This is a genomic window from Halomonas chromatireducens, assembly GCF_001545155.1.
Lineage (GTDB): Bacteria > Pseudomonadota > Gammaproteobacteria > Pseudomonadales > Halomonadaceae > Halomonas > Halomonas chromatireducens.
Map to the genome: position 1 here is coordinate 2,442,161 of NZ_CP014226.1, position 25,341 is coordinate 2,467,501.

The 25,341-nt window shown below is 62.9% G+C and carries 24 protein-coding genes and 1 pseudogene; 6 read left to right on the top strand and 19 right to left on the bottom strand.

Translation table 11 applies throughout. The features are described from left to right. Positions 1 to 4: 4 nt before the first annotated feature. The 3 genes from LOKO_RS11355 to LOKO_RS11365 all read right to left on the bottom strand — a co-directional run bounded on the left by LOKO_RS11355 (position 5) and on the right by LOKO_RS11365 (position 5,363). On the bottom strand, positions 5 to 2,602 hold the full coding sequence (locus LOKO_RS11355; RefSeq protein ID WP_066449144.1) for a TRAP transporter permease: 2,598 nt from the start codon (positions 2,600 to 2,602) through the stop codon (positions 5 to 7). 157 nt (positions 2,603 to 2,759) lie between these two features. Beyond that, a complete protein-coding gene (locus tag LOKO_RS11360; RefSeq protein ID WP_066449147.1) occupies positions 2,760 to 3,740 on the bottom strand; it encodes a TAXI family TRAP transporter solute-binding subunit in 981 nt (326 codons plus the stop codon). A 234-nt stretch (positions 3,741 to 3,974) separates the two neighbouring features. After that, entirely contained in the window at positions 3,975 to 5,363 is a 1,389-nt protein-coding gene (locus LOKO_RS11365; RefSeq protein WP_066449150.1) for a KamA family radical SAM protein, read from the bottom strand. Positions 5,364 to 5,713: 350 nt separating this feature from the next. Here LOKO_RS11365 and LOKO_RS11370 point away from each other — a divergent pair, with 350 nt between their 5' ends. Further along, positions 5,714 to 6,244, top strand: a complete 531-nt coding sequence (locus LOKO_RS11370; protein WP_066449153.1) for a macro domain-containing protein — start codon at positions 5,714 to 5,716, stop codon at positions 6,242 to 6,244. Positions 6,245 to 6,444: 200 nt separating this feature from the next. On the opposite strand, the gene LOKO_RS11375 is transcribed toward LOKO_RS11370, so the two are convergent. The 3 genes from LOKO_RS11375 to LOKO_RS11385 are packed head-to-tail and all read right to left on the bottom strand — an operon-like array spanning position 6,445 to position 9,283. After that, complete coding sequence (locus LOKO_RS11375; RefSeq protein ID WP_066449164.1) at positions 6,445 to 7,749, bottom strand: TRAP transporter large permease; 1,305 nt, start codon at positions 7,747 to 7,749, stop codon at positions 6,445 to 6,447. Continuing rightward, complete coding sequence (locus tag LOKO_RS11380; protein ID WP_066449165.1) at positions 7,739 to 8,218, bottom strand: TRAP transporter small permease; 480 nt, start codon at positions 8,216 to 8,218, stop codon at positions 7,739 to 7,741. Before LOKO_RS11380 ends, LOKO_RS11375 begins: the two co-directional genes overlap by 11 nt. Positions 8,219 to 8,272: 54 nt before the next feature. Then, the gene (locus tag LOKO_RS11385) at positions 8,273 to 9,283 is read right to left on the bottom strand and encodes a DctP family TRAP transporter solute-binding subunit (RefSeq protein WP_066449167.1); all 1,011 of its coding nucleotides are present in this window, start codon (positions 9,281 to 9,283) and stop codon (positions 8,273 to 8,275) included. Between the two features lie 199 nt (positions 9,284 to 9,482). Here LOKO_RS11385 and LOKO_RS11390 point away from each other — a divergent pair, with 199 nt between their 5' ends. Beyond that, positions 9,483 to 10,340 carry a DMT family transporter gene (locus LOKO_RS11390; RefSeq protein WP_066449169.1) on the top strand — a complete coding sequence of 286 codons (858 nt, stop codon included), beginning with the start codon at positions 9,483 to 9,485 and terminating at the stop codon, positions 10,338 to 10,340. Here the strand turns inward: LOKO_RS11390 and LOKO_RS11395 are convergent. The 6 genes and pseudogenes from LOKO_RS11395 to LOKO_RS11420 all read right to left on the bottom strand — a co-directional run. Further along, positions 10,326 to 10,859: a DUF192 domain-containing protein gene (locus tag LOKO_RS11395; protein WP_066449172.1), complete on the bottom strand. Its 534-nt coding sequence runs from the start codon at positions 10,857 to 10,859 to the stop codon at positions 10,326 to 10,328. The genes LOKO_RS11390 and LOKO_RS11395 overlap by 15 nt on opposite strands. Positions 10,860 to 10,868: 9 nt before the next feature. Continuing rightward, positions 10,869 to 12,008, bottom strand: coding sequence for an ABC transporter ATP-binding protein (locus tag LOKO_RS11400; protein ID WP_066449174.1), 1,140 nt, complete (start codon positions 12,006 to 12,008; stop codon positions 10,869 to 10,871). After that, complete coding sequence (modB, locus tag LOKO_RS11405) at positions 12,001 to 12,669, bottom strand: molybdate ABC transporter permease subunit (RefSeq protein ID WP_066449178.1); 669 nt, start codon at positions 12,667 to 12,669, stop codon at positions 12,001 to 12,003. Before modB ends, LOKO_RS11400 begins: the two co-directional genes overlap by 8 nt. Then, the gene (gene modA / locus LOKO_RS11410) at positions 12,669 to 13,478 is read right to left on the bottom strand and encodes a molybdate ABC transporter substrate-binding protein (RefSeq protein WP_066449182.1); all 810 of its coding nucleotides are present in this window, start codon (positions 13,476 to 13,478) and stop codon (positions 12,669 to 12,671) included. Before modA ends, modB begins: the two co-directional genes overlap by 1 nt. A gap of 151 nt (positions 13,479 to 13,629) precedes the next feature. Continuing rightward, entirely contained in the window at positions 13,630 to 14,364 is a 735-nt protein-coding gene (locus LOKO_RS11415; protein ID WP_066449184.1) for a GntR family transcriptional regulator, read from the bottom strand. Between the two features lie 107 nt (positions 14,365 to 14,471). After that, positions 14,472 to 14,774, bottom strand: a pseudogene (locus LOKO_RS11420) (pyruvate kinase alpha/beta domain-containing protein); the annotation flags it as partial. A gap of 61 nt (positions 14,775 to 14,835) precedes the next feature. Between LOKO_RS11420 and LOKO_RS11425 the strand changes: the two are divergent. After that, positions 14,836 to 15,186, top strand: coding sequence for a hypothetical protein (locus LOKO_RS11425; RefSeq protein WP_066449197.1), 351 nt, complete (start codon positions 14,836 to 14,838; stop codon positions 15,184 to 15,186). A 109-nt stretch (positions 15,187 to 15,295) separates the two neighbouring features. Here LOKO_RS11425 and LOKO_RS11430 read toward each other — a convergent pair whose 3' ends face one another. The 3 genes from LOKO_RS11430 to zwf are packed head-to-tail and all read right to left on the bottom strand — an operon-like array spanning position 15,296 to position 18,166. Beyond that, the gene (locus LOKO_RS11430) at positions 15,296 to 15,958 is read right to left on the bottom strand and encodes a bifunctional 4-hydroxy-2-oxoglutarate aldolase/2-dehydro-3-deoxy-phosphogluconate aldolase (RefSeq protein ID WP_066449200.1); all 663 of its coding nucleotides are present in this window, start codon (positions 15,956 to 15,958) and stop codon (positions 15,296 to 15,298) included. 20 nt (positions 15,959 to 15,978) lie between these two features. After that, on the bottom strand, positions 15,979 to 16,656 hold the full coding sequence (gene pgl / locus LOKO_RS11435) for a 6-phosphogluconolactonase (protein ID WP_066449203.1): 678 nt from the start codon (positions 16,654 to 16,656) through the stop codon (positions 15,979 to 15,981). A 1-nt stretch (position 16,657) separates the two neighbouring features. Beyond that, positions 16,658 to 18,166: a glucose-6-phosphate dehydrogenase gene (gene zwf, locus LOKO_RS11440; protein ID WP_066449207.1), complete on the bottom strand. Its 1,509-nt coding sequence runs from the start codon at positions 18,164 to 18,166 to the stop codon at positions 16,658 to 16,660. Between the two features lie 229 nt (positions 18,167 to 18,395). Here zwf and LOKO_RS11445 point away from each other — a divergent pair, with 229 nt between their 5' ends. Further along, positions 18,396 to 19,250: a MurR/RpiR family transcriptional regulator gene (locus LOKO_RS11445; RefSeq protein ID WP_066449211.1), complete on the top strand. Its 855-nt coding sequence runs from the start codon at positions 18,396 to 18,398 to the stop codon at positions 19,248 to 19,250. Positions 19,251 to 19,261: 11 nt separating this feature from the next. Here the strand turns inward: LOKO_RS11445 and LOKO_RS11450 are convergent, their stop codons facing one another. Continuing rightward, on the bottom strand, positions 19,262 to 19,630 hold the full coding sequence (locus tag LOKO_RS11450; RefSeq protein WP_066449214.1) for a RidA family protein: 369 nt from the start codon (positions 19,628 to 19,630) through the stop codon (positions 19,262 to 19,264). Between the two features lie 69 nt (positions 19,631 to 19,699). Beyond that, positions 19,700 to 20,041, bottom strand: a complete 342-nt coding sequence (locus tag LOKO_RS11455) for a TraR/DksA family transcriptional regulator (RefSeq protein WP_066449218.1) — start codon at positions 20,039 to 20,041, stop codon at positions 19,700 to 19,702. A gap of 110 nt (positions 20,042 to 20,151) precedes the next feature. On the opposite strand from LOKO_RS11455, the gene LOKO_RS11460 reads away from it, so the two are divergent. Continuing rightward, positions 20,152 to 21,369: an MFS transporter gene (locus tag LOKO_RS11460; protein WP_235588846.1), complete on the top strand. Its 1,218-nt coding sequence runs from the start codon at positions 20,152 to 20,154 to the stop codon at positions 21,367 to 21,369. Positions 21,370 to 21,440: 71 nt separating this feature from the next. Here LOKO_RS11460 and LOKO_RS11465 read toward each other — a convergent pair whose 3' ends face one another. Further along, entirely contained in the window at positions 21,441 to 22,295 is an 855-nt protein-coding gene (locus tag LOKO_RS11465; protein ID WP_066449224.1) for a universal stress protein, read from the bottom strand. Between the two features lie 112 nt (positions 22,296 to 22,407). Further along, complete coding sequence (locus LOKO_RS11470) at positions 22,408 to 23,898, bottom strand: SulP family inorganic anion transporter (protein WP_066449231.1); 1,491 nt, start codon at positions 23,896 to 23,898, stop codon at positions 22,408 to 22,410. 798 nt (positions 23,899 to 24,696) lie between these two features. Here LOKO_RS11470 and LOKO_RS11480 point away from each other — a divergent pair. Continuing rightward, complete coding sequence (locus LOKO_RS11480; RefSeq protein WP_066449237.1) at positions 24,697 to 25,329, top strand: ATP-binding cassette domain-containing protein; 633 nt, start codon at positions 24,697 to 24,699, stop codon at positions 25,327 to 25,329. Positions 25,330 to 25,341: the final 12 nt, after the last annotated feature.

A 25,341-nucleotide genomic window follows, 5' to 3' on the forward strand; every position in this document is an offset into this window, starting at 1 on the left:
TCCTTCAGGCGGTGGCTGTCGAAGCCGGCTGTTGGTTACGCCGACGCCGCTGCAGCAGCACCACCAGGCCAAATACCAGGAAGCCCGGTATCCACATCCACTCTTTCGCCCAACGATCTACCGGGGCCGATACCTCGATGATCTCCTGATCGAAGTCGAAGCCCAGGTCGGCGGCCAGGCTGCCGAACTCGACGAAGTCCACCATGGCCTGATCACCATCTACCCAGAGCTCCATGCCAAGTTCTTGCATGCGCTCCTCGGCCGTTTCACCGCGCGGCACCGGCACCAGAATATAGGTGGTCAAGGGATCGCCGAAGGCATCTTCACCGGCGATTTGCACACGCAGGTTGCTGCCGTCGTCGACCTCACCCAATGCCTCGACAAACTGTGCCGGCGGCACGGACTGGTAGGGGTCGTGGATCCTGTCCATCCAGAACCCTGGGCGGAACAGGGTGAATGCCACCAGCAACAACAGGATGCTCTCGTACCAGCGGTTACGGGCGATCATGAAACCCTGGGTCCCGGCGGCAAAGATCAGCATCGCAATGGTGGCGATGATAAAGATCACGATCCCCTGTAGCCAGCCGACATCGATCAGCAGCAGGTCGGTATTGAAGATGAACAGGAACGGCAGGGCCGCGGTGCGCAGGCTATAGTAGAAGGCCTGAAAACCGGTACGCAGGGGATCACCACCAGAGACCGCCGCTGCCGCAAAGGACGCCAAGCCTACCGGTGGCGTCACATCGGCCATGATCCCGAAGTAAAAGACAAACAGATGCACGGCGATCAGCGGCACGATCAGGCCACTCTGCTGCCCAAGGGTCACGATCACCGGCGCCAACAGCGCCGACACCACGATGTAGTTGGCCGTGGTGGGCAGCCCCATGCCAAGAATCAGGCTGAGCACCGCGGTCAGCAACAGGATCAGCATCAGGTTGCCCATGGAGAGAATCTCCACCACATCGGCCAGCACCAGACCGACGCCGGTCTGGGAGACGGCCCCCACGATGATCCCCGCTGCCGCGGTGGCGATACCGATACCAATCATATTGCGGGCACCGGTCACCAGGCCGTCCCACAGGTCCATGAAGCCTTCCTTGATATCCGCGGCAAGCTTGCTGCGCTGGCGGAATACCGCAATGATCGGACGCTGGGTAACGATGATGAATATCATGAACACCGTGGCCCAGAAAGCCGACAGCCCAGGCGACAGGCGCTCGACCATCAGACACCAGACCAGCACGATCACCGGCAGGATATAGTGCAGCCCGACCATCACCGTGGGCCGAGTCTGGGGAAGAATAAGCACCTTGGAGCTGGGATCGTCGAGCTCCAGCTCGGGATACCGGGCACCTAGCTTCAGCAGAACGACATAGACGACTGTCAGGCCAACGGCTATCACCCAGGGCGTTGCATCACCGAGTACCGGTTTTAGCCAGCCCAACCCGTAATAGACCGCAAAGGAGAGTGCCATCAGCAGGAGCAGGCCGGTCAGAAAGCCGAGCACCTTGTTGAGGAAGGGTCGCGCCGGATTACTGGTGGGCAGGCCCTGCATATTGGCCTTGAGCGCCTCGAGATGGACGATATAGACCAGCGCGATATAGGAGATCAGGGCCGGCAGGAAGGCATGCTTGATGACCTCGACATAGGAAATCCCGACGTACTCCACCATCAGGAAAGCCGCAGCCCCCATCACCGGCGGCATGATCTGGCCATTCACGGAGGAGGAGACCTCAACGGCACCCGCCTTCTCGGGAGAAAACCCGACCCGCTTCATCATCGGAATAGTGAAGGTGCCGGTGGTGACGACATTAGCAATCGATGAGCCGGAGATCAGCCCGGTCATGCCCGATGCCACTACCGCCGCCTTGGCCGGGCCGCCCTTGTAGTGACCCAGCAGCGAGAATGCCACCTTGATGAAGTAGTTGCCGGCACCGGCCTTGTCGAGCAGCGCACCGAACAGCACAAAAAGAAACACGAAGCTCGTCGATACCCCAAGAGCGATACCGAAGACCCCCTGGGTGGTCAGCCACTGGTGGTTGACCAGGCTCTGGAAGGTAACGCCACGGTGGGCCAGGATGCCCGGCATATAGGGGCCAAACAGCGAATAGAGGATAAAGACCGAGGCCACGATCATCAGCGGAGGCCCCAGCGCTCGGCGTGTCGCCTCCAGCAGCATCAGGATCCCCACCACGCCAACAATGACATCTTGAGTAATCGGCGCCCCGGGACGATCAGAGAGCTCGGCATAGAAGAGGAAGATGTAGCCGGCACAGAATGCACCCACCAGAGCGAACAGCCAATCCTGAATCGGAATACGATCCCGTGGCGAACGCTTCAATGCCGGGTATGCCATGAATGCCAGGAAGATGGCAAAAGAGAGATGAATGGAGCGCGCCTCAGTGGCATTGAAGACGCCGAAGCGGAACATGTAAGGCAACGGCGAGGCGATCCAAAGCTGAAACAGCGACCAGGCGGCCGCAATGCTGACCAGCAGCTTTCCCGGCACCCCTAACGGCTTGCGCGCGCCTGAATCACTCGAGGCAACCATATCCTCAAGGTCAGCGTCAGGCGCTCGGGAGGTATTGTTTTCGTCAGTCATATGTTGCCCTATCCACTGTCGATTGACGTGCAGCTCGCTGCTTCTGAACCGTCATCACGGTGCTGTAACTCTATCAAGCCGTTCTTGAAACAGATGCGCGGACCCCCTCGGGTGTCCGCGCATCATTCACCGGAGGGCCAGGCCCTCTGTCAGTCGTTTACTCAATCCAGCCACGCTCGCGGTAGTAGCGAGCCGCACCGTCATGCAGCGGTGCAGTCAGGCCATCGGAGATCATGTCCTCCTCATTGAGGTTCTCGAAGGCAGGATGCAGGCGCTTGAAGCGGTCGAAGTTCTCGAAAACCGCCTTGACCGTCTCATAGATCACGTCTTCGTCTACGGCTGTGGAGCTGACGAAAGTGGCTGCCACACCGAAGGTCTCGACATCCTCGTCATTGCCCCGATAGAGGCCACCCGGAATCACGGAGCGGGTGTAGTAGGGATAGTCATCGATGAGGCTATCAATCTCGTCACCGGTTACCGGGATGATGCGCGCATCGATCGTGGTGGTGGCTTCCTGAATGGAGCCATTGGGGTGGCCCACTACATAGACCATGGCGTCGATATTGTTATCGGAGAGCGCCGCAGCCTGCTCGGCAGCATCCAGCTGTGAGGCCAGCGAGAAGGTATCGGTATCCCAGCCCATGACATCCATCACCACGTTCATGGTATTACGCTGGCCAGAACCGGGGTTGCCGATATTGACGCGCTTGCCCGGAAAGTCGCTGAAATGCTCGATGCCGGAATCGGCCCGTGCGACCACGGTCAGCGGCTCGCCGTGCATGGTGAACACGGCACGCATGTCGTCCCAGGCGCCGTCGGATTCGAAATTGGCCTCGCCATGATAGGCGCGATACTGAACGTCGGACTGCACGACACCCATATCGAGATCGCCGGACTTCATGCCGTTGACGTTGGCCACGGAACCACCGGTAGACGGGGCATTGCAGCGGATGTTGTGCTCGTCACTGCCACGGTTGACCATGCGGCAGACGGACTGACCCACGACATAGTAGACCCCGGTCTGTCCACCGGTGCCGATGGTGATGAAGCGATCCTGAGCGACGGCAGGCGACGAGAACAGGGCCGCACCCAGTAGAGCCCCGGAGAAGGCAGCCGCAGAAAATGCATGGCGTTTCATGAACACACCTCTTGATGTTATTGGCAAGCTGACATTGCTGAAGCAAGGTCCCTGGCAGCCGATTGGCTGGCTAGCGGTCTCTGCCGCTCCCCTCTACTTTAGCGAAAAACAACAGCTCGATGGGGTCTTTTTGCACACTCCTAATGTTAGCCCTCATAAACGTTTAGTGTGCGTTAATTTTCTATGCAGACACAATCTATCGAGCACCCTGCAGCGCTGCTCAGCCAATGCGTATCAAGATGCCTTCATGATCAGCGCCTGCTTCTCGTCTTTCATCGCAGTAAACTCGGCCTCGTAGAAGAACTCGCGCTCGCCCAGCGCAGGCTCCAGATGGTTGAGCCAGGTTGCTTCCTCGTCGTACTTGGCGAAGAACGGCCGCTGCACCCAGTCGCTGTCACGGCCCTGGATGAAACGCAGCACGAAGACCTTCTCGCCGTGGATCTCGGTGACCCCCTGGATCTCCACCTTGCCCGGATCGGCGGACATCGACGGCCCGCGGGCAGTGCGCGCCAGGCCCGGCACCTGTTTCATCGCCTCGCGATAGATCTCCCAGGCACGCACCAGCGGCACCTCGAAGTAGTGGCGGGCACCGGTGTCGCGCTCGACGAACATGTAGTAGGGAATCATCCCCAGCCGCACCTGGGTGGTCCACATCCTGGCCCACTGGTCGGCATCGTCGTTGATGTGCTTGAGCAGCGGCGCCTGGGTGCGAATCTCGGCACCGGTGGCACGGATACGCCGGATCGCCTCGCGGCAGATGGGGGTATCCATCTCCTTCCAGTGGTTGAAGTGCGCCATGAAGGCGACATGCTTGCCGGCGGCGGTCAACTCGCGGAACAGCTCGAGGATATCCTCGGCGTCCGGGTCGGTAACGAAGCGATAGGGCCAGAAGGTCAGGCTCTTGGTGCCGATGCGAATGTCCTGCACATGGTCCAGCTCCGGCGCCATCAGCCCCTCCAGGTACTGGCGCAGGTGCTTGGCCTTCATCACCATGGGGTCGCCGCCGGTCATCAGCAGGTCGGTGACCTCGGTGTGCTCGGCCAGGTAGCGATGCAGGGAACCGGCCTCGCTGGAGGCGAACTTGAGCTCCTTGTCGCCGACGAACTGCGCCCAGCGGAAGCAGAAGGTGCAGTAGCTGTGACATACCTGGCCCTGGCTGGGGAAGAAAAGCACCGTCTCGCGATACTTGTGCTGCATGCCAGGCAGCGGCTCACCGTCGAGCAGCGGCAGGTTGAGGTCCATCTGCCCCGCCGGGTGCGGATTGAGTTCGCCACGCACTCGCTCGATGACCGGCTTCAGCTCTGCCGCATCGGCACCACGACGAACCAGCTCGGCCACCTCGTCGAAGTGTTCCGGCTTGAGCATCCCACGCTGGGGGAAGGTGAGCTGAAAGACCGGGTCCTCGGGGACATTGGTCCAGTCGATCAGTTCATCGATGACGTACTCGTTGACGCGAAACGGCAGCACCTGGCTGACAACCCGCATGTCGAAACGCAGGTTTTCAGGCAGACTCTGGATCGCCTCGATCTTGTCCAGCTGTCGATGGGTATAAACCTTGAACTGACGGGCCTCGAACGCTTCTGCACGCGGGTCGCCGAGATTGATCTTGACTCGCTGGTTCATAGTCTCCTCCTATTGTCGTGGGCCATGGCCGCGAAACCTGCCCTGCGGCGCAAGCACGCCGTATCGCCGACCCAAGGTCGCGAGCCGTGGCTTTTTTTGGGAGCACATTGGTACCGTCTAGGCAGGCAAGTTGCAAGTTTTTGCTTCTATTTGCAACGAATGTCACGCCAAATGGCATAAAATGCAACGATCCGTTCTTATCAAGCCCGCACCGATGAGGACACCTACCAAGCGCCCAACAAGTCGTTGCAGGCACAGCGCCATCACCTCAAGACCTTCCATTCCAGCCAGTAAGCTTGAATCAGCCTGCACATAGCCTCCAAACTGACAGAATTATGGCCAGGAGAGCGATGATGATTTCGTCAGCCCGCGTGGAATGCCTGCAAGGCAATATCGTTCTGCAAGAGGATATTGGCATCGTGGTGAACGCCGCCAATGCCGAATTGCGCCCTGGAGGGGGTGTCGCCGGGGCCCTGCATCGTGCCGCCGGCCCAGAGCTGGACAAGGCGTGCCGGCCGCTGGCGCCCATTGCACCGGGGCAGGCAGTGATTACCGACGCCTTCGAACTGCCCAACCAATATGTGATCCACTGCCTTGGGCCTGTCTATGGCGTCGACTCTCCCGCCGATGAGCTGCTTGCCGCCTGTTACTACAATGCGCTGCGGCTCGCTCAATGGGAGGAGGTGGATTCCATCGCCTTTCCATCGATTTCGACCGGCGCCTTCCGCTATCCGACCACCGAAGCCGCTCGCATCGCCCTATCCACCGTGATCCAGCATCTGCCCGAGTTCCCCCGGATCGAACGCGTTCGCTTCGTGCTGTTCGACACAGCAACCAGCGAGCTGTATCAGCGTACGCTGGCTTCATTCAACGAGGCCTAGATAGCTACTCCGCGATGCATGACGATCGGAATCCAGCCTGGAGCCTGTCGGATTTGACCGATCGTCACGAGAGATTTGGATTTCGAAACAAGTTTATCGATCTGATGAGGCGAATAGCCCGCTATTTAACGAATCAGATCGAATGAAATTGGCCGAAAGACCGGATCTCGCAGTAGGTCAGCGTTAAGTCCGACAGGCTCCTAGACGTTGTAGCCCAGCACACCGGGCAACCAGAGGGCGATCTGGGGAAAGATCGCTACCAGCGCCAGGGCGCTGGCCATGGCCAGCACGAACAGCAGCGCCCAGCCCACCGTCTGCTCCAGGCGGATCTTGGCGATATTGGTTGTCACCATCAGGTTGACCGCCACCGGCGGTGTGAACTGTCCGATGGCGATGTTCATCGCCAGCAGGATGCCGAACCACACTGGATTCCAGCCAAAGTGCTGCATTACCGGGATGAGGATCGGCATCATGATGAGATAGATGGAGATGGCATCGAGCAGCATGCCGGCCACCAGCACCGCCAGCATGATCAGGATCAGCAGCAGTACGCCGCTGTCGGAAAGGCCGATGATCCACTCCGCCAGATGACGGAAGGTGCCCAGCATGGTGCCGGCCCAGGCAAAGATCCCGGCCAGGGCGATGATCAGCATCACCACACCCGAGATCACCGCTGCCTCGCCGAGCAGCGTCCAGAGGTCGCGCAGCCGGAGCTCACGGGTGAGGAACAGCCCAACCAGGGCGCCGTAGGCCACGGCCACCACGGCGGCCTCGGTGGGGGTGAACAATCCCGAACGCAGGCCGCCAAGAATGAGCACCGGGGCGAACAGCGCCGGCAGTGCCTGCTTGAAGCTCTCCCCGATCTTCGGCGGCTCGGCGCCTTCCACCGGCGCGCCCCCCTCCCAACCATAGCGCTTCGATACCAGCAGCGCCGGTACCAGCAGCGCCAGCCCGGCCAGGATGCCGGGGAACAGGCCGGCGGCAAACAGTGCACGCAGGTCGACACCCGGCACAACGATGGAGTAGAGAATCAGCGCCACCGAGGGCGGAATCAGGATGGCCGTGGAAGCCGACGCCGCGATCAGCGTTGCCGAAAAGGGCTTGGGATAGCCCGCCTTGGTCATGCTGGGGAGCATCACCATGGCCACGGCGGCGGCGTCCGCCGGACCAGAGCCGCTCATTCCCCCCATGATCATGCAGACCAGCACCGCCACCAGCGCCAGCCCACCGTGGCGGGGCCCGATCAGCGCCTGGGCGAAGCGTACCAGCCTCAGCGCCACACCGGCGCGTTCGAAGATCAATCCCGTCATGATGAACAGCGGGATGGCGATCAGCGGATACTTGGCGATGCTGTTGTAGGTGTTGGTGCCAAGGGTGGCCAGCATCTCGGGGGAAAGCCCGGCCATGATGCCAACGGCACCGGCCAGCGCCAGCGAGAAAGCCACCGGCACGCCGGCGATCAACAGTCCGGCAAAGGCCAGGATCATCCACAGGTCAGGGCTCATCCGCGAGCCTCCCGCTCAGGCGATCACGGGTCTGCTGCGTCAGGCGCACCAGCATGGCCGCCGACAGCAGCGGCAGCCAGGCCAGATACCACCACTGCGGCAGGCCGAGACCTGGCGACAGCGACTGCCACTGATACTCTTCCCAGGTCAGCTTGCCGCCGAACCAGGTGATCAGCCCCAGCACGAGGGCGCCACATAGCCACTGGAAGAGGATCAGCGCCTTGCGCGGACCTGCCGGCAAGGCACGCTCCAGCAGACCGATACGAATATGGCCGTTACGCCGCAGTGCCACCGAGGCCCCCGCGAAGGTCAGCACCACCAGCAGAAACACCGAGAACTCCTCGGTGAAAGCCAGGGAACCACCTGTGACGTAGCGCGTGATGACATTACCCAGGCTGATCAGCGAGATGACCGCCAGCGCCAGGGAGCCCAGCCAGCGTTCCGGCCGGGCATCGGGAGAGAATTTCATGCAAGCCTCGCGAAGAGCGGACCGGCACCGTGAAGGGGCCGGTCCTAGCCGGGATCAGCGCGCCTCGATGGCCGCACGGGCCGCTTCGACCAGCTCCTTGCCGATCCGCGGTACCCACTTGTCGTGGACGCTGGCGGTGGCATTGACGAAGGCGCGATGCTGCTCCTCGGTCAGTTCGGTCACCTCAACCCCGCGCTCCTGGATGGCGGCAAGACGCTCGCTCTCCTCCTCACGGGTCATGGCGATCTCCCACTCACCGGCCTCGATGGCGGTTTCACGCAGGATTTCCTGGTCCTCTTCGTCCAGCGAATCCCAGATCCGCTGGTTGACGGCAAAGATCAGCGGGTCGTTCATGTAGTTCCACAGCGTCAGGTACTCCTGGCCGACCTGGTCGATCCGAGCCACGTCGAATACCGAAAGGGGGTTCTCCTGACCATCCACGGCCCCCGTGGTCAACGCCGGCTGAGCGTCGGTCCAGCTCATCTGGGTAGGATCGGCACCGAGCGCGTTGAAGGTATCCTGGAAGAGGGGCGAGCCCACCACGCGGATCTTCAGGCCGTCGAGATCGCCTGGCTCGCTGATCGGACCGCGGGAGTTGGAGACCTGGCGGAAACCGTTCTCACCCCAGGCGAGCGGCACCACGCCGCGGGACTCGATGGCCTCGAAGATCATTTCACCGGCCTTGCCGCCGGTCACGGCATCCACCGCCGCCTCGTCGGGCATGAAGAAAGGCAGGGAGAAGAGATTGAGTTCAGGGACCTGTGGCGACCAGTTGATGGTCGAACCCACGGCCATGTCGATCAGCCCCGAGCGCATGGCGGAGAACTCGCGGGTCTGGTCACCGGCCACCAGCTGGGAGTTGGGGTAGACGCGCAGGGTCAGGCGACCCTCGGTACGCTCCTCCACCAGTTCAGCCCATTTTTCGGCAGCCTGCCCCCAGGGGAAGGCATCGGACAGCACGGTGGAGACGGAGAGTTCGCGGGCCTGTGCCGAGAGCGAGGTGGCCAGCACGGCGGCACCGGCCAGGGCCGCGGCGAAGCGAGTGAGTCGACTAGCGGATGTCATGACGTGTCCTTGCAGCAAAGGGCCGGTTCAGAGAAGACCGGCCGCGATTATCGTTCTGGGTTGGTACAATCCGGGACATGTTACGCTTCAATATTCTACGAAGTCCCGCGTTGAATGATAGACCGTCATTGGCATAACGCGACCACCGGACCTGTCGCTACCAACCTCGCCAGGTCGAATTCTTCAAGGAATCCCGCTCTTGCCGCTTCGCGATCTACTGCTGGGCCTGGTGATCGTCACCATCTGGGCCCTGAACATCATCGTCATCAAGCTGGGGGTCGCGGAACTCCCACCACTGCTGTTGACCACCCTGCGTTTTATTCTCGTTGCCAGCCTGCTGGTGCCCTTCCACCCGGTTGCCCGGCACCAACTTCCCTTCCTGCTGCTGCTTTCTGTGACCTTCGGCACGCTCCATTTCGCCCTGCTGTTCATCGGGCTGGGCCAGGCCGAAGCGGGTACCGGGGCGCTGCTGGTGCAGATGGGAACGCCCTTCGCCACCCTGCTGGCCGTGATCTTCCTGGGCGAACGCCTGAGCGCCAAGCGCATAGTGGGGCTCGCGCTGTCATTCGGCGGCGTGATGATACTCGCCGGCGGCCCCAGCCTGCCCTCGCCGCTGCCCATGGCGCTGCTGCTGCTCAGTGCGCTGGGCTGGGCGATCTCGCAGCTGTTGATCAAGAAGGGTCCCAACATCGCTCCCATGGCGCTGGCGGGCTGGGTCGCGCTTTTCGCCATTCCGCAGGTGGGGCTGGGTTCCTGGTGGTTCGAGAGCGGGCAGATGGAGGCCATCAGCCAGGCGGGGCTATTCGGCTGGGGAGCGGTGCTCTATACCGCCGTGATGTCGTCGATCGTCGCCTATGGTCTCTGGTATGGCCTGTTACGCCGCCACGCGGTCAGCCGGCTGGCGCCGCTTAGCCTGCTGGTGCCGGCGGGGGCGGTGGTGCTGGGGATCGTGCTGCTGGGGGAGCAGCTCAATGCCCATATCGCCATCGGTGGGGCCATGGTCATCGCCGGGGTGGCGCTGATCGTGATTCGCTTTCGCGCCTTAGTCGGCCGCTGAGCAGCCACTCGTAAGGCCGGGCCAGACCACGCAGGCGCCCGCTTCGATGCCATGCTCGGCGAAATAACCGGCATTCACCTCGAGCGCAGCCTGATAGGGGGCACCGGCCAGTGTCGCCGGGCACTCCCGGGGATTATCCGATAAACAGGGTTCCATGGTATGTATCGTTGCAATACGGCCCCGGGCGTCGATGAAGGCGATGTCCAGCGGTATACGGGTGCGATACATCCAGAAGCCGCTCTGTGGGGGCTGAATCCGGTCATAAAGAAACAGCATGCCCGCGTCGGGCGCCAGCGAGTCACGGTCCATCAGTCCGGTGCGGCGCTCGTCCGCTGTTCGCGCCATCTCCACCTCGAGCCGAAAGACCTCGCCGTCGGCCACGATCCGCACAGGCTGGCGCTCCAGCGTCGTCGACTCGGCCACGGCTGGCCAGCGCCAGGCCAGCATGGCCGCCGCTACCAGCAGAAGCAACAGCAGGCTCGTGCGAATCGAGAGCGCCGACCATTGAAGTGGTCTCATCGCATTTCCTCACTCATTAGGGTTTCGGGGCAGCAGGTGAATCCCTCCGGCGAGCAGGGACACCCGCACCCGTTCGCCACGGGCCAGCCCATTGCGCCGGGCCGCATGAGTGGCAATATCGAAGCGCAATGTCTCGGGGCCGTGGTCGAATACCAGCGTAAGGGACGTCACCCCACCCAGCACAACCATTTCACCAACATGCCCAGTCACCGGATTCTCCCTGTCTCCACGCGATGGGCGGTCGCGACGGTGCAGCACCACATCGGAATCTGGCAGGTACCAGGCGACCCGCTGATTGATAGCGAAATCCTCCAGCCCATTGCCCACCTGCAGCAGCCATGGCCCCCACTGCAGCCGCCGCTGGCCACCGGCTTCCACGACTCGGCCTTCGAAGATGTTATGCCTATCCAGCAGACGCGCCACCTCGGCACTGGCCGGGTGGCGAAACAGTCTCTCGGGAACATCGGTCTGTAGCGTGCGGCCACCGTGAAGCACGCAGATCCGGTCCGCCAGTGCCACCGCCTCGTCCAGGTCATGGGTCACCAGCAGGATCGGAATATGGATCTGCTCGCGCAGCAGGGCCAGCTCACGCTGCAGGCGACGCCGTGTCACCTGGTCCACCGCCGAGAAGGGCTCATCCAGCAACAGCGCCCGGGGCTCGCGCGCCAACGCCCGGGCCAACGCCACCCGCTGGCGCTGGCCACCGGAAAGCTGGGACGGATAGCGCCCGGCCAGCCCCTCCAGGCGCATCCGGCCCAGCCACTCGTCGGCACAGGCGCTGCGCCGGCCGGGCTCGAGATGGCCCAGCGCCACCTTGACGTTGTCACGGGCATTCAGGTGGGGGAAGAGCGCATAGTCCTGAAAGACGACACCCACCCGACGCGCCTGGGGCCGGCGGACAATGCCCGGGGAGGTATCCAGCCAGGTCTCGCCACCGCAGTCGATGCGCCCTTCTGCCGGCCGGTAAAGGCCGGCAATGGCACGCAGCAGGGTCGTCTTGCCGCTGCCGGAGGGGCCTACCAGCGCCAGCAGCTCTCCCGGTTCACAGGCGAATTCGGCGGCCAGGGGAATCGGCCCGGCCTGGTGCAGCGATACCGTCAGCCTGCCCCCCCCTGGCGAGGCCGGGGAACTGCCGGGCCAATCAGGCATGACGCCACCTCCGCCGCCCCGCCAGCCCGTAGACCACACCGATGGTCAGGAACGACACCAGCAGCAGCATGGCCGACATGATGCCTGCGCCGGTCTCGTCGAAGGCCTGAACCCGATCGTAGATGGCGATGGACAGAGTGCGGGTCTCGCCGTCGATAGCGCCGCCCACCATCAGAATCACGCCGAACTCGCCCAGGGTATGGGCGAAGGTCAGCGCCAGGGCAGAGATCACGCCGGGCCACACCAGCGGGAGCTCGATACGCAGGAAGGTCTGCCAGGGAGACAGCCCGCTGCACCAGGCCGCCTCGCTCAGGTTGGCGGGTATCGCCTCGAAGGCACGCTGGATCGGCTGCACGGCAAAGGGCAGGCTGGCCACCAGTGAGGCCAGCAGAATACCGGTAAAGGTGAAGTTGAGCCCCTCCCCGGTCAGCCGATGCCAGAAAGCGCCGAACGGGGCGTCGCGACCGAAGCTCATCATCAGGTAAAAACCCAGCACCGTGGGTGGCATGACCAGCGGCAGCGCTACCAGCGCCTCGCACAGCGACTTGCCGCGAAAGCGCGCTCTTGCCAGGGCACGTCCCAGCCAGAGCCCCAACGGGACCAGCAGCAGACAGGTCATCGCCGCCAGTCGCAGGGAGACCGAGAGGGCCGTCCAGTCCATCAGGGCGCCTCGGTATCGACATCGTCCCCGGGGAGACGAAAGCCGTAGTCGGCAAGGATATCACGCGCTTCATCCTGCTGAAGCCAGTGGTAGAAGGCACGGGCGGTGTCGCCGGCCCCCTTGACCAGCGCCATGCGCTGTACCAGCGGCTCATGCCACTCCTCCGGAATCAGAACGAACTCGCTGCGCTCGGCGAGCTCGGGAGCCAGCGCCAGGGACCAGGCCACCAGGCCACCACGGGCGTCGTCGGAGAGGGCGAACTGGGCCGCCTGGGAGACGTTCTCGCCGAGTATCCTAAGGGAGGCACTCTCCGACCACAGGCCGGCATGCTCCAGCGCCTGCTTGGCCGCTACACCGTAGGGAGCATGGTCGGGGTTGGCCAGGGCGATGCGCGGCCGCGCCTCGCCCTGGGCATGCATCGCCAGTGCCTCGCGTACCGCGGCCAGTGGCTCGTCGCTGCTCGGCAGGTCATTGCGCCCGGCCCGCTGTAGCCAGGCCAGCCGCCCGATGGCGTAGACCACGCCGGCATCCTCGGTATGCCCTTCCGCATGCAGCGCATGCACGTAGGCCTCATCGGCCGACAGGTAGAGTTCGAACGGCGCCCCCTGGGCGATCTGGCGGCGGAAGTTACCCGAAGAGCCGAAGTTGAGCCGCAGCCGCTGGCCGGTGTCGGCCTCGAAGCGCCGGGCAGCTTCGGCAAGGGCAAATTGAAGATCCGAGGCAGCGGCAACGGTGGGTACGCCGGCCTGGGCCGAAGAGAAAGAGAGAACCAGCCAGGCGGCAAGTCCCCAGCGCAGGAGTGCGTTCATCGCAAGCTACCGATTGCCCCGTGGAGTGTCGGCATTGTCAGTCAGGAAGGCATGGCCGGTAAAGCCGGCCGGCCGTCATCTTGCCGTCGGCATGATCCGGCGCAAGCTTCGGCAAGCGCCGGTTACTGCAGACGCCGACCCCAGAGGAATCTTATTCGGTGACTCCCTCCCGCTGACCGAGAATGGCCATGAGGTCGATCCGTGTCTCCCGGGTGCTGAGGTCGAGCAGGTTCTCGAGCGCCTGGAGGTGATCGTGTATGCAGCGCCGGGCCGCCTCGCCGTCGCCGGTCCGCAAGTGTGTCAGCAGTGCCGGGTGATCCTCGGCCAGGTAGCAGCTGGCCAGGCCGGCACGCTTGTAAAGCGCGATGACGATGGAAGTGCGCAGGATGAGATCGGTGAGCATGGCGCCCAGCACCCGGTTGGGGGAGCGTTCAGCCAGGAGGTGATGAATGGCCAGGGAGTGCTCGATTCGAGCCGGTTCGTCGCCGCACGCGTGGGCTTCGGCCTCGCGCTCGACCAGGGAAGCAACGGTCGCCAGCTGCTCGTCATCGAGCCGACCCGCCAACAGTGCGGCCACCTCCCCTTCCACCAGCCGGCGGGCGGCGAAGGTTTCGCGGGTCTCCTCGATGCTGGGCGCCCTGACCCGTGCCACCTGATTGGGCTGCTGGGTGACCACGTAGTCGGCGGCCAGCCGTGTCAGAGCCTTGCGCACCACCGAGCGGCTGACGCCGAAGATGTCGCCCAGGGCCACTTCCGGCAGGCGCGTACCCGGCGGCAGACGCTGGGTCAGCACCGCCTTGCGCACCTTGTCGACGATGAAGCGGTCGCTGATGCGCCCGCCTGCGCGCGTCTCCGCGGCAATCTCCTCCTGCCAGATACTGCTCATGATGCGCTCTCTCTCCCGTCTGCGTCATGAGAATACCTTCGCATGTTTCCTTCAGGCTGACCACACAAAACGATCATTCTGTATACAAAGGATCAGCCTAAGGGCCATCACCTGCTCTGGTGCTGTTCGTTCACGTCGAGAATCTTCAGCGTGTTGGTGCCACCATGGGCGTTCATGTGATCGCCCCGGGTCAGGATCACGTGGTCCCCGGGCAGCGCAATGCCCTGCTCGACCAGCAGCGCCAGCGCTCGCTCATTGAGTTCGGTGGGCGCCATCTCGCTGGTGTCGAAGGGCAGCGAGACCACGCCGCGGTAGAGCGCCATGCGCCGCTGGGCCACCGGGCTGTGGGCCAGGCCGACGATGGGCAGGCCCGAGCGGATGCGCGAGGCGATCAGCGGCGTGTAGCNGGTATTGTTGACCCAGGCTGCAGCGCATCCAGGCGAGTTGCTGGCGCTTGTCGATGACCACGCCATGAGGTTCGCTTTCATCGCTGGACGCGCTGCTGCCCCAGGCGACACCGCACGCTGCCAGAAGCACTCCCGCAACCATCACCCGAGTGAGCAGATCAGCCAGGCCATCGGCGAGATAGACCAGGCAACCCAGACCAGCGCCGACAGCATGCAAAGTTATCAGGCTGCAACGGCTTCCCTCGAGAGAGAAGTCAGCGCACTGGCCCACAGCGCCGGCGCCTTCAGCGGTAGCGATATCCGGCAAAATACTAAAATGACAGCCCATCCTGTACATGAACGCAGCGTGAGCCACCTGCCCCCCAAAGCGGTGGCCAGTCGCCCACCTATCGAAAGGGAGTGGGAAACTTTCTGAACAGGGCAAGTTGAGAGAAAAAAACCCGGCCCTCATGGGCCGGGTATAAAGACAGCACCGCTGTCGAGAGAGCACTGCTGAGAGAGCACAACGAACCCGTTTCGGTGGATCAGTGGTGGAAGCGTTCGGCGGCTTCACGGGCCAGAGAGCGGATGGCATCCCAGTCCTCGGCATCGATCAGCGACTTGGGCGTCAGCCAGGAGCCGCCGACGCACATCACGTTCTTCAAGGCCAGGTAGTCCTCGGCGTTGTTGACGCCGATCCCTCCCGTAGGGCAGAACCGCGCTTCGGGAATCGGGCCGGCGAAGGACTTGAGCGCCTTGACACCCCCACTGGCTTCCGCGGGGAAGAACTTGAAACGGCGGTATCCGTACTGCCAGCCAGTCATCAGTTCGGACACGGTGGCAACGCCGGGCAGCATGGGAACCGGGCTGGTCACGCCGTAGCGGTAGAGCGCCTCGGTGGTCCCCGGGGTCACTACGAAATCTGCGCCAGCCTGCTCGGCCTGACGATATTGCGCAGGGGTCAGCACGGTACCAACACCGATACTTGCCTGGGGCAGCGCCTCGCGCAGACGCCGGATCGCCTCCAGAGCACAGTCGGTGCGCAGCGTCACCTCCAAGACGGTCAAGCCGCCCTCCACCAGGGCACGCCCGAGGGGAACAGCATCTTCCAGTCTCTCGATAGAGAGCACCGGAATGACCTCCGCCTTGAGGCATATGCTGTCGAGCTCGGTGGTTCTGGTGGAGGGAAGCTGTTTCTCGATGGTCATAAGCAAGACTCCAGAAGCATTCAGGGGGCCCAGTAAACGGCCAGCGGACAGGACAGAAAGGCACGAATGGGAAGTTCGCGAAGGTCGTCGCCGCCCAGCGCACGGGCCAGAACGCTGCGCTTGTCGCCCCCCGTGATGTGCAGGACATGGCGGCGGGCCTGGTGCAGCCGATCGGCGCTGAGGGTAATGCGCGCCTGGGGCTGGCTCGGTGAGCGCACCGCGACAACGGGCTCCGCAGTAGAGAGTGCCAGCTCCAGCTCACGGCTATCGGGAAACAGCGATGCCGTATGGCCATCTCCGCCCATGCCTAGCACTACCAGGCTCGCCGGCCAGCTCAACGCTTCGATACGCCGGGCCACCGCCTCGACGCCTTGCTCCGGCGTCTCGTCATCGGTGGTCAGTGAAATGAAATTGGCCGCGGAGGCTGGCCCTACCAGTAGATATTCCCTTACCAGACGAGCATTGCTCGCTTCGGCGTCCACGGGAACCCAGCGTTCATCGGCCAGAGTCACGTCAATGCGCGCCCAGGGAAGGTCCCGCGAGGCCATGGCCTGGAAGAAAGGCACCGGCGTAGACCCGCCAGAGACTACCAGCAGGACACGCTCCTGCTGGGCCAGATCCTGCCTCAAGGCCTCAGCCGTTGCTTCGGCAAGCTGCTCGGCGAGTTGATCACGGGGTTTGGCATCCGAAATCGGCATGTCAGTAGTCCTCATACCAGCTGCGTCCATCCTGAGTGATCATGGCAATGGAAGCCACCGGCCCCCAGGAGCCTGCAGGGTAGCGCCTGGGGGGATCGCCCAGAGCCTTCCACGCCGCAATCAGGCTATCGCACCAGTGCCAGGCGTGCTCGACTTCATCACGCCGCACGAAGAGGTACTGTTGTCCCTTCATCACCTCGAGCAGCAGTCGCTCATAGGCATCAGGAATGCGCGTCTTGGGAAAGGCGCTGCCGAAATCCAGGTGCAGCGGCCCCCGACGCAGCCGCATACCCTTGTCCAGGCCGCTATCTTTGGTCAGCACTTCCAGGGCGATACCCTCGTCGGGCTGCAGCCGGATGACAAGCTTGTTGGCGGCCAGGTTGCGCTGGTCAGGATCGAAGATATAGTGCGGCTGCTGGCGAAAGTGTATGACGATCTGGGACAGCTTCTCCGGCATGCGCTTGCCGGTACGCAGGTAGAAGGGCACGCCGGCCCAGCGCCAGTTGGCGACGCCCGTCTTCATTGCCACGAATGTCTCGGTCTCGCTCTCGCGGTTGGCACCCTCTTCCTCCAGATACCCGGGCAAACTTTGGCCCTCGATGGAACCCGCGATGTACTGGCCACGCACCACGTCGCGCCCCAGGGAATTCTCGCTAAAAGGCTCCAGCGCCTTGAGCACCTTGACTTTTTCATCGCGGATAGCATCGGCGTCCAGGTTGGCCGGTGGGTCCATGGCAATCAGGCAGACCAGTTGCAACAGGTGGTTCTGCACCATGTCGCGCAGTTGCCCCGCCTTGTCGAAATAGCCCCAGCGGCCTTCGATGCCGACTTGTTCCGCCACGGTTATCTCGACGTGCGAAACATGATTCTGATTCCACTGGGTGCCGAACAGGGGATTGGCGAAGCGCAGGGCAATCAGGTTCTGAACCGTCTCCTTGCCCAGGTAGTGATCGATGCGATAGATACGCGACTCGGGAAACACAGAACCGATGGCATCGTTGATCTCGCAGGAGGTCTCGTAGTCGTAGCCAATCGGCTTTTCAACCACCACCCGTGACAGCTCATCGAGGCTACCACTGCCCTGAAGATGCTGGCAGATATCTCCATAGAGGCTGGCCGGCACCGCCAGATACACCACCAGTGGACATATCGTGGTCTCGTGACGCACGGCCGTTCGCCACTCGGCGATGGCCTGATAGCCTTCGGCAGTCCCGAAATCTAAGTGTAGATAGTCTAGTCGCGCCGTGAAGCGCTTGAGTGCGTCGCGATCCAATTCGCTGCTCTTGACATGCTCCTGCAAGGCCTCGGTGACTCGCTTGCGGAAGTCGTCGATCTTGAGTTGCTGGCGTGCCAACCCGAGAATGCGAGTGTCCTCGTGCAGCAGGCCTTCCCGATCCAGATGGTAGAGCGCGGGGTAGAGCTTACGCAGCGACAGGTCGCCCAAGGCACCGAAGAGCGCCAGGTCGATAACCGCCCGGCTGTCTTCTTCCAGCCGCTTATGTGAGTTCATGCATGCCCCCATCTGGTTAACTTACTAAAAAAATACGTCATGGAAGCACCTTTCAGCAAGTTTATTCTGTAATATTACTATAAAAAAGAGTTCAGCAGAGCCTCCGTTCGCGCCCTAACGAGGGTTCGCGCTAGGATAGCAACTCGCATGTTGTAAAATCACCACATCACCACATCACCACAACTGCCTGGCGCACTGCGCCATGTCGTCACGGAGAGCCCTACTCATCATGGCAAATCACGACCTGCTCCAGCGTATTCGCCAACGCCTCGAAGAGTTGAATCGCTCCGAGCGCAAGGTCGCAGACGTCATTCTAGCGGACCCGACCCGGGCTACCGGCTTGAGTATCGCCAGCCTGGCGCAGGCGGCCTCGGTCAGCGAACCCACCGTCAATCGGTTCTGTCGCAGCTTCGATGCCAAGGGCTACCCGGACTTCAAGATCAAGCTAGCCCAGAGCCTGGCAGGGGGCACGCCCTATGTCAGTCAGGCGGTGGAGCCTGGCGACGCCGCTACTGAGTACACGAGCAAGATATTTGGCGCCACGATTGCCGCACTGGACGAAGCCAGCCGCGAACTGGACCCCGCACGCATCGAGCGGGTAGTGGATTATCTGATCCAGGCCAAGCAGATCCACTTCTTCGGCCTAGGCGCGTCGGGAGCGGTGGCACAGGATGCCCAGCACAAGTTCTTTCGCTTCAACCTGCCCGTCACGTCCTACGTGGACGTGCTGATGCAGCGCATGGTGGCCGCCGCCTGCCATACCGGCGATGTAGTCGTAGTGATTTCCTGGACCGGCCGCACCCGCGAACTGGTAGACATCGCCCGCCTGGCCCGAGAGAGTGGCGCCGTGGTATTGGGTATCACCGCACCCGGCTCGCCGCTGGCCAGGGAATGCACCGAAACACTTGAGGTCGCCACGCCCGAGGACACCGACGTCTACATGCCGATGACATCGCGGATGATCCAACTCACCCTCATCGATGTCCTGGCCACCGGTGTCACCCTGCGACGCGGCGAAGACTTCCTGCCACACCTGAAGAAGATAAAGGACAGCCTGCTGGAAACGCGCTACCCGGTCGGCTAATCAAACGTTGCTCAGGGGCTATCGGTAACGACCAGGGCGGTAACGGTGATCTCTACCTTCAACTCCTCGGCAGGCAGGGGAGCACAGACGCAGGTGCGGGCGGGGGCGTGACCGGTGGGCACCCAGGCATCCCATACCGCGTTCATGGCAGCGAAATCGTGGCCATCCTTTAGATAAATGGTGGCCGTCAGCAGGTGCTCCCGGTCGGAGTTGATCTCCTTGAGGAGCTCATCGACCCGGGCGAGCATGCTTTCGGTCTGGGCGGTGATATCCCCCTGGCGCGCCTCGGGCCCCGCGACCTGACCGCAGAGGTAGGCGATGCCGTTGTGGATCACGGCGCGGCTCATGCGAGCCTTGGTGTCATGGCGAACGATGGTCATGGTACCTCCAGTGAGCTGAGGCAGCGCAAACAACTGCCATCAAGAAAACAGAGCATAGATATTACCGCATCAGTCGGCACAGTCGATGCATTTAAGAACCAATGGATCCCAATCCAGGCGCTTCTTGCTGATCCACTCTCCACATTCGATACATTCGCCGTATTCACCTTTTTCGATTCGAGCCAATGCCCCGGTTATGCGCCGTAAAGCCAGCTGTCGGCGCTCCTCCTCAGCCTTGGCCATGGCCTGACTCTGCATGGCGTCCATGCGTGTCAACCGCCCGACCGCGGTCTGGTCGAGCATTACGGTGTCGCGAGCACCGCTACTCGATTGGCTTTCCTCGATCAGCGCCACGCGTAATGCCTCGAGTCGCTCGACGACGGCTGATATATCGAGTTCAGGATGATTCATGCTTGCCTCCTCCCTTCACGTCGGACCACGTCGATAGAAAAGCAGGAACGGCAAACTGCTATCATACGGCGCCCCGCCAACACGCGGCGGCTTGTTCTGCTGACCTCATCATGCCAGCACTAACGGAGAGCGTCATGGGCTACCGGACTCTATTGAGAGACCATCGCGGCCTGCTCGGCATATCCTTCCTGGCGATGTTCACCTCGAGCCTGGGCCAGAGCTTCTTCATCGGCCTGTTCCAGGTACCGATCAGCCAGCAATTGGAGCTTACAGCGGGCCAGTTCGGCACCGCTTATGCCTTGGTGACCCTGGTCGCCGGCTTCGCCATGTTGCGTCTGGGTCCCAGTATCGACTGGGTCTCACCGCGGCGCTTCGCCGTGATCGTGCTGGTTACCCTGGCCAGCGGCGTGTTGCTGCTCACCCTGTCGCCCTGGTGGGGCCTGGGCGTGCTGGGGCTCGGCCTGGTCCGACTTTGCGGCCAGGGTATGATGACCCACCTCGGCAACACCCTGGCCGGGCGGGAATTCACCACGCTGCGTGGTCGCGCCCTGGGACTGGTGGGCATGGGCATGATGCTCGGGGAAACCCTGCTGCCCCCATTGATGGCGGCACTGCTGGTCTTCCTGGGCTGGCGGGAATTATGGTGGCTCTTCGCGCTGGTGCTGGCCGGGCTCTGGGTACCTCTGCTGCTTCGCGGCCCCTGGCCGAAGGCGCCGGGCCAACGTCCGGTGGCCGGCCAGCCCAGCCGTGGACCCCGACCCTTTCGCGACCCTACCTTCTGGAAGCTGTTGCCTCTGTTGATGACACTGCCGGTCACCATGACCGGCATCTTCATCTACCAGGCGGTCATGACACACGAGCTAGGCAGCAGCCTTGGAGTCTATGCCCTGGCACTCGCGGGCATGGGGCTGGCCAAGCTGCCCGGCGCCCTGCTCGGCGGCCGCTGGGTCGACAGGCTGGGTCCGGTTCGCCTGGCCAGGCTCTATCTACTGCCCTTCGCCGTGGCGCTGCTCATTGCGATCATATTCGGTGGGCACCTCGGGGTGTGGGCGCTGATGGTCGGCGGCGGGCTTGCCATTGGCTCGCAGGAGTCTATCGCCACCAGCCTGCTGGTGCGGATCTGGGGAGCCGAACACCTGGGTACCGTTCGGGCAACGCTGAGTGCCTGCATGGTATTTGCTACCGGCCTGGCACCCGCTGTGCTCGGCTTCGCACTGGACCTGGGCGCCGATTTCACGTCGATTCTCGCCGGCATGCTGGCGTTTCTGGTCGGTGGGTGGTGGCTGGCCCAGGGCGTGTTGGCTAGCCAGGCCACACGGGCTGTCTGACGCCTTATGCTTAACACATTAACGCCGGCCCATGGCCGGCGTTGTGTGAAAAGGATCGCTTGGCTAGCGGTTCAGCGCAGCAGCAGTACCGGCACGCTGGCCCGTCGCAGCATCGCCGTGGTGGTACTGCCCACCAGCAGGTGGCGGATACGCGAGTGGCCGTAGGCGCCCATCACCAGCATGTCGATGGCATGCTCCTGTTTATAGGTGCGCAGGGTCTCCTCCACCTCGCCGGCACGAATCGCCCCTTCGGCCTGGTGACCGGCATCGCGCAGCGTCTTCAGTGCCCAGTCGAGCTGGGAGCGGTTGTCACCGGTCTCGGCGCCGACAATCACCACATGGCAGGGAGTGCCCTGGAACAGAGGACTCTTGGCGATCATTTCCACCCCCTTGCGGGTGGTCTTGCTGCCGTCGAAGGCGATCATTACCTGTTCTGGCTTCTTGAAGCCGTCCGGTACCATCAGGATGGGGCGGTGCAGGGTACGCACCACCCGCTCCAGGTTGGAACCCAGGTGCTCACTGGCTTGATGCGCGGTCTCACCACGCTTGCCTACCACAAGCAGGCGAATCTCGTTCTCAAGCTCAACCAGGGTCTCGACCAGGGTGCCGTTGCGCTGGCGCGTCATGGGTTCTGTCACGCCAGCCTCAAGGGCTCGCTCCTTTGCCGCATTTAGCATCAGCCGACCCTGCTCCTGGGCGACTTTGGCGCGACGCTCATCCAACTGAGATAGCTCTTCGAGCAGGTGTTCGCGGGAACCCAGCCCGATATTACCGGACAGATCCACCTCGGCGGTCTGGGGGTGATTATCCACCACGTGCAAGAAGGTCAGCGGCGCTTCAAGCGCCAGGCTGGCCCAGGCGGCGTAGTCACACACCCCCTCGGAGAACTGCGAGCCGTCGATGGCGGCCATTACCTGATCTGTCATCTTGTCGTTTCCCAAGCTGGCGTGGGTTGGCAGGCTTTTCGCGTGCCTGCCGTTACATACGTTCTACCACCATCGGGCCACCACGTCACAGCACGGCCGCCCGAAGACCGGCTCAATGTCCGCCCATCAATTTTTCGACGGCAGCCGGGTCGTCATGCACGGCGTAGCGGTCGACGATGGTGGCACTCGCCTCGTTGAGTCCAATGAGCTCCACCTCGGTACCTTCACGGCGGAACTTGATCACCACACGATCCAGCGTCTGCACGGCGGTGATGTCCCAGAAGTGCGCGCGGGAAAGATCGATGGTGACCTTCTGCACGGTTTCCTTGAAGTCGAAGGCGTTACCGAAGCGCTCGGAGGAGGCGAAGAATACCTGCCCTACCACCTTGTAGACCCGGCGGCTACCATCGTCAGCCTCGTCGGAGCCGATGTAGAGGATGTTGCCGACCTTGTTGGCGAAGTTCATGGCGGCGAGCAGCACGCCGACGAAGACCCCGATCGCCAGGTTATGGGTCAATACCGTGACGACGACGGTGGCCAGCATGACGATGTTGGTGCTCATCGGATGCTGCTTGAGGTCTCGGATCGAGGCCCAGCTGAAGGTACCGATGGAGACCATGATCATCACCGCCACCAGCGCCGCCATGGGAATCAGCGACACCCAGTCGGAAAGGAACACCACCATCATCAGCAGCACCACACCGGCAATCAGGGTTGAAAGACGGGTACGGCCGCCTGACTTGATGTTGATCACCGACTGGCCGATCATCGCACAGCCCGCCATGCCGCCGAGCAGGCCGGAGCCGATGTTGGCGATGCCCTGGCCCTTGCATTCGCGGTTCTTGTCGCTGGTGGTATCGGTCAGGTCATCGACGATAGTGGCGGTCATCATCGACTCCAGCAGACCCACCACGGTCAGCATCGCCGAATAGGGCAGGATGATCATCAGGGTCTCGAAGTTCAGCGGCACGTCGGGCCACAGGAACATCGGCAGGGTATCGGGCAGCTCGCCCATGTCACCCACGGTGCGGATCTCCATGCCGGAAAGCAGGTAGACCCCGGTCAGCACCACGATGCACACCAGCGGCGAGGGAATCGACTTGCCGATCTTCGGCACATAGGGAAAGAGATAGATGATGCCGAGCCCGGCCAGGGTCATGACGTAGACGTGCCAGGTGACATTGGTCAGCTCCGGCAGCTGCGCCATGAAGATCAGTATCGCCAGGGCGTTGACGAAGCCCGTGACAACCGAGCGCGACACGAAGCGCATCAGCTCGGCCAGCTTGAGATAACCCGCGACGATCTGCAGCACACCGGTGAGCAGCGTGGCCGCCAGCAGGTACTCGAGGCCATGGTCGCGCACCAGGGTCACCATCAGCAGCGCCATGGCACCGGTGGCGGCAGAGATCATGCCCGGCCGGCCGCCGGTGAAGGCGATGACAACGGCGATACAGAAGGAGGCGTAGAGGCCGACCTTGGGGTCGACACCGGCGATGATCGAGAAGGCGATGGCCTCGGGAATCAACGCCAATGCGACGACGATACCGGCGAGGGTATCGCCCTTGATATTGGAGAACCAAGTCTGCTTGATGGATTCGTACATGCTATTGCCCAGTCGATGGTTATAGTCGTGCCGTCAGGCGCCAGGGTCTTGTCTCGAACGCCACGCCAAGGCCACACCGGTTCGGTGCAGTGCATAAGGGGTCGTCGCATTTCGGGTCGTGCAGATTGGGCGCAGGGCGCCCGTGGCGTCGCGGGCAGTGTGCCGAAAGGAACGGCCCACAGCCGGAAACCGGGGGGGGAATTGCGCTAGGGCGGCGTGGGCAGCCCTGTCAGGAGGGTATGCACGTTGATATCGTTCCTTGCTCTTTTATTGCCGGGCCGGGCGTCGACTTCGATCGCACCTCGGCTTTCGTTTTATTACTTTGGTCTCAATAACGGCCCTGACATGAGCGGCGAAGTCTATCAGAAAGGATGCTGCGCTGCACCTTGGGCACGAAGCCGCCGCTCGAGCTGTCGCTCGTATAGCCCCTTGGCCAGCAGGGTACCCAGCACCAGGCTGCCACCGACCAGCGCCACCGGCGCGGGCCGCTCGGCGAGCAGCCACCACACCCAAAGCGTGCCCGCCACCACTTCCAGCAGCATCAGCAGGCCCACTTCGGCGGCAGGCAGGTAGAGCGGCCCGCGCTGAATCAGGGTGAAACCCTGCGGCAGTAGAACCAGGCAGAGCAGAACCAGCAGCAGCAGGCTGTCGGCGGGGGGCAGCGACAGGCTGCCGGTGGCCAAGCCGAANCGGGGTCTGGGCACTGGTCCAGGCCAGCCTGCCGCTGGTGGGCTTCATCATCGCCGTCGGTTTGCCGCGGCTGCTCTGGGCCAAACGCCGTGGAATGCGAGGGTCACCATGACGCACCATCATCTCGAAATCGACAGCCTGCGCATCGCCCTGGATGGCACCGTGCTGCTGGAGCTAGATGCCCATATCGGCCCCGGTGAGATTCTCACGGTGATGGGGCCTTCCGGTTCGGGAAAGTCGACCCTGTTGGCCTGGCTCGCCGGTTTCCTGGCAGGGGACTTCGAGGCCTGCGGCCACGCGCACCTGGACGGTCGCGATATCACCCACCTGCCGGCAGAGCGGCGCGGCATCGGCCTGCTGTTTCAGGATCCGCTGCTGTTCCCCCACCTGTCGGTCGCTGGCAACCTGCGGTTCGGCATGCCGCGCGCCACCCGCGACAAACCCCGGCAAGTCGAGACGGCACTGGAACAGATCGGCCTGGCCGGTTTCGGCGATCGCGACCCGGCCACCCTCTCCGGCGGCCAGAAGGCCCGAGTGGCCCTGATGCGCCTGCTGCTCTCCCGGCCCTGTGCCGTGCTCCTTGACGAGCCCTTCTCCAAGCTTGATACCCACCTGCGCCAGGAGATGCGTCAACTGGTTTTTACCCAGCTCCGCCAGGCCGGACTGCCGAGCCTGCTGATTACCCACGACAGAGACGACGCGGCGGCCGCCGGCGGAGAAGTGATCGAACTCACCCATTGAGCCGCTCGTGGC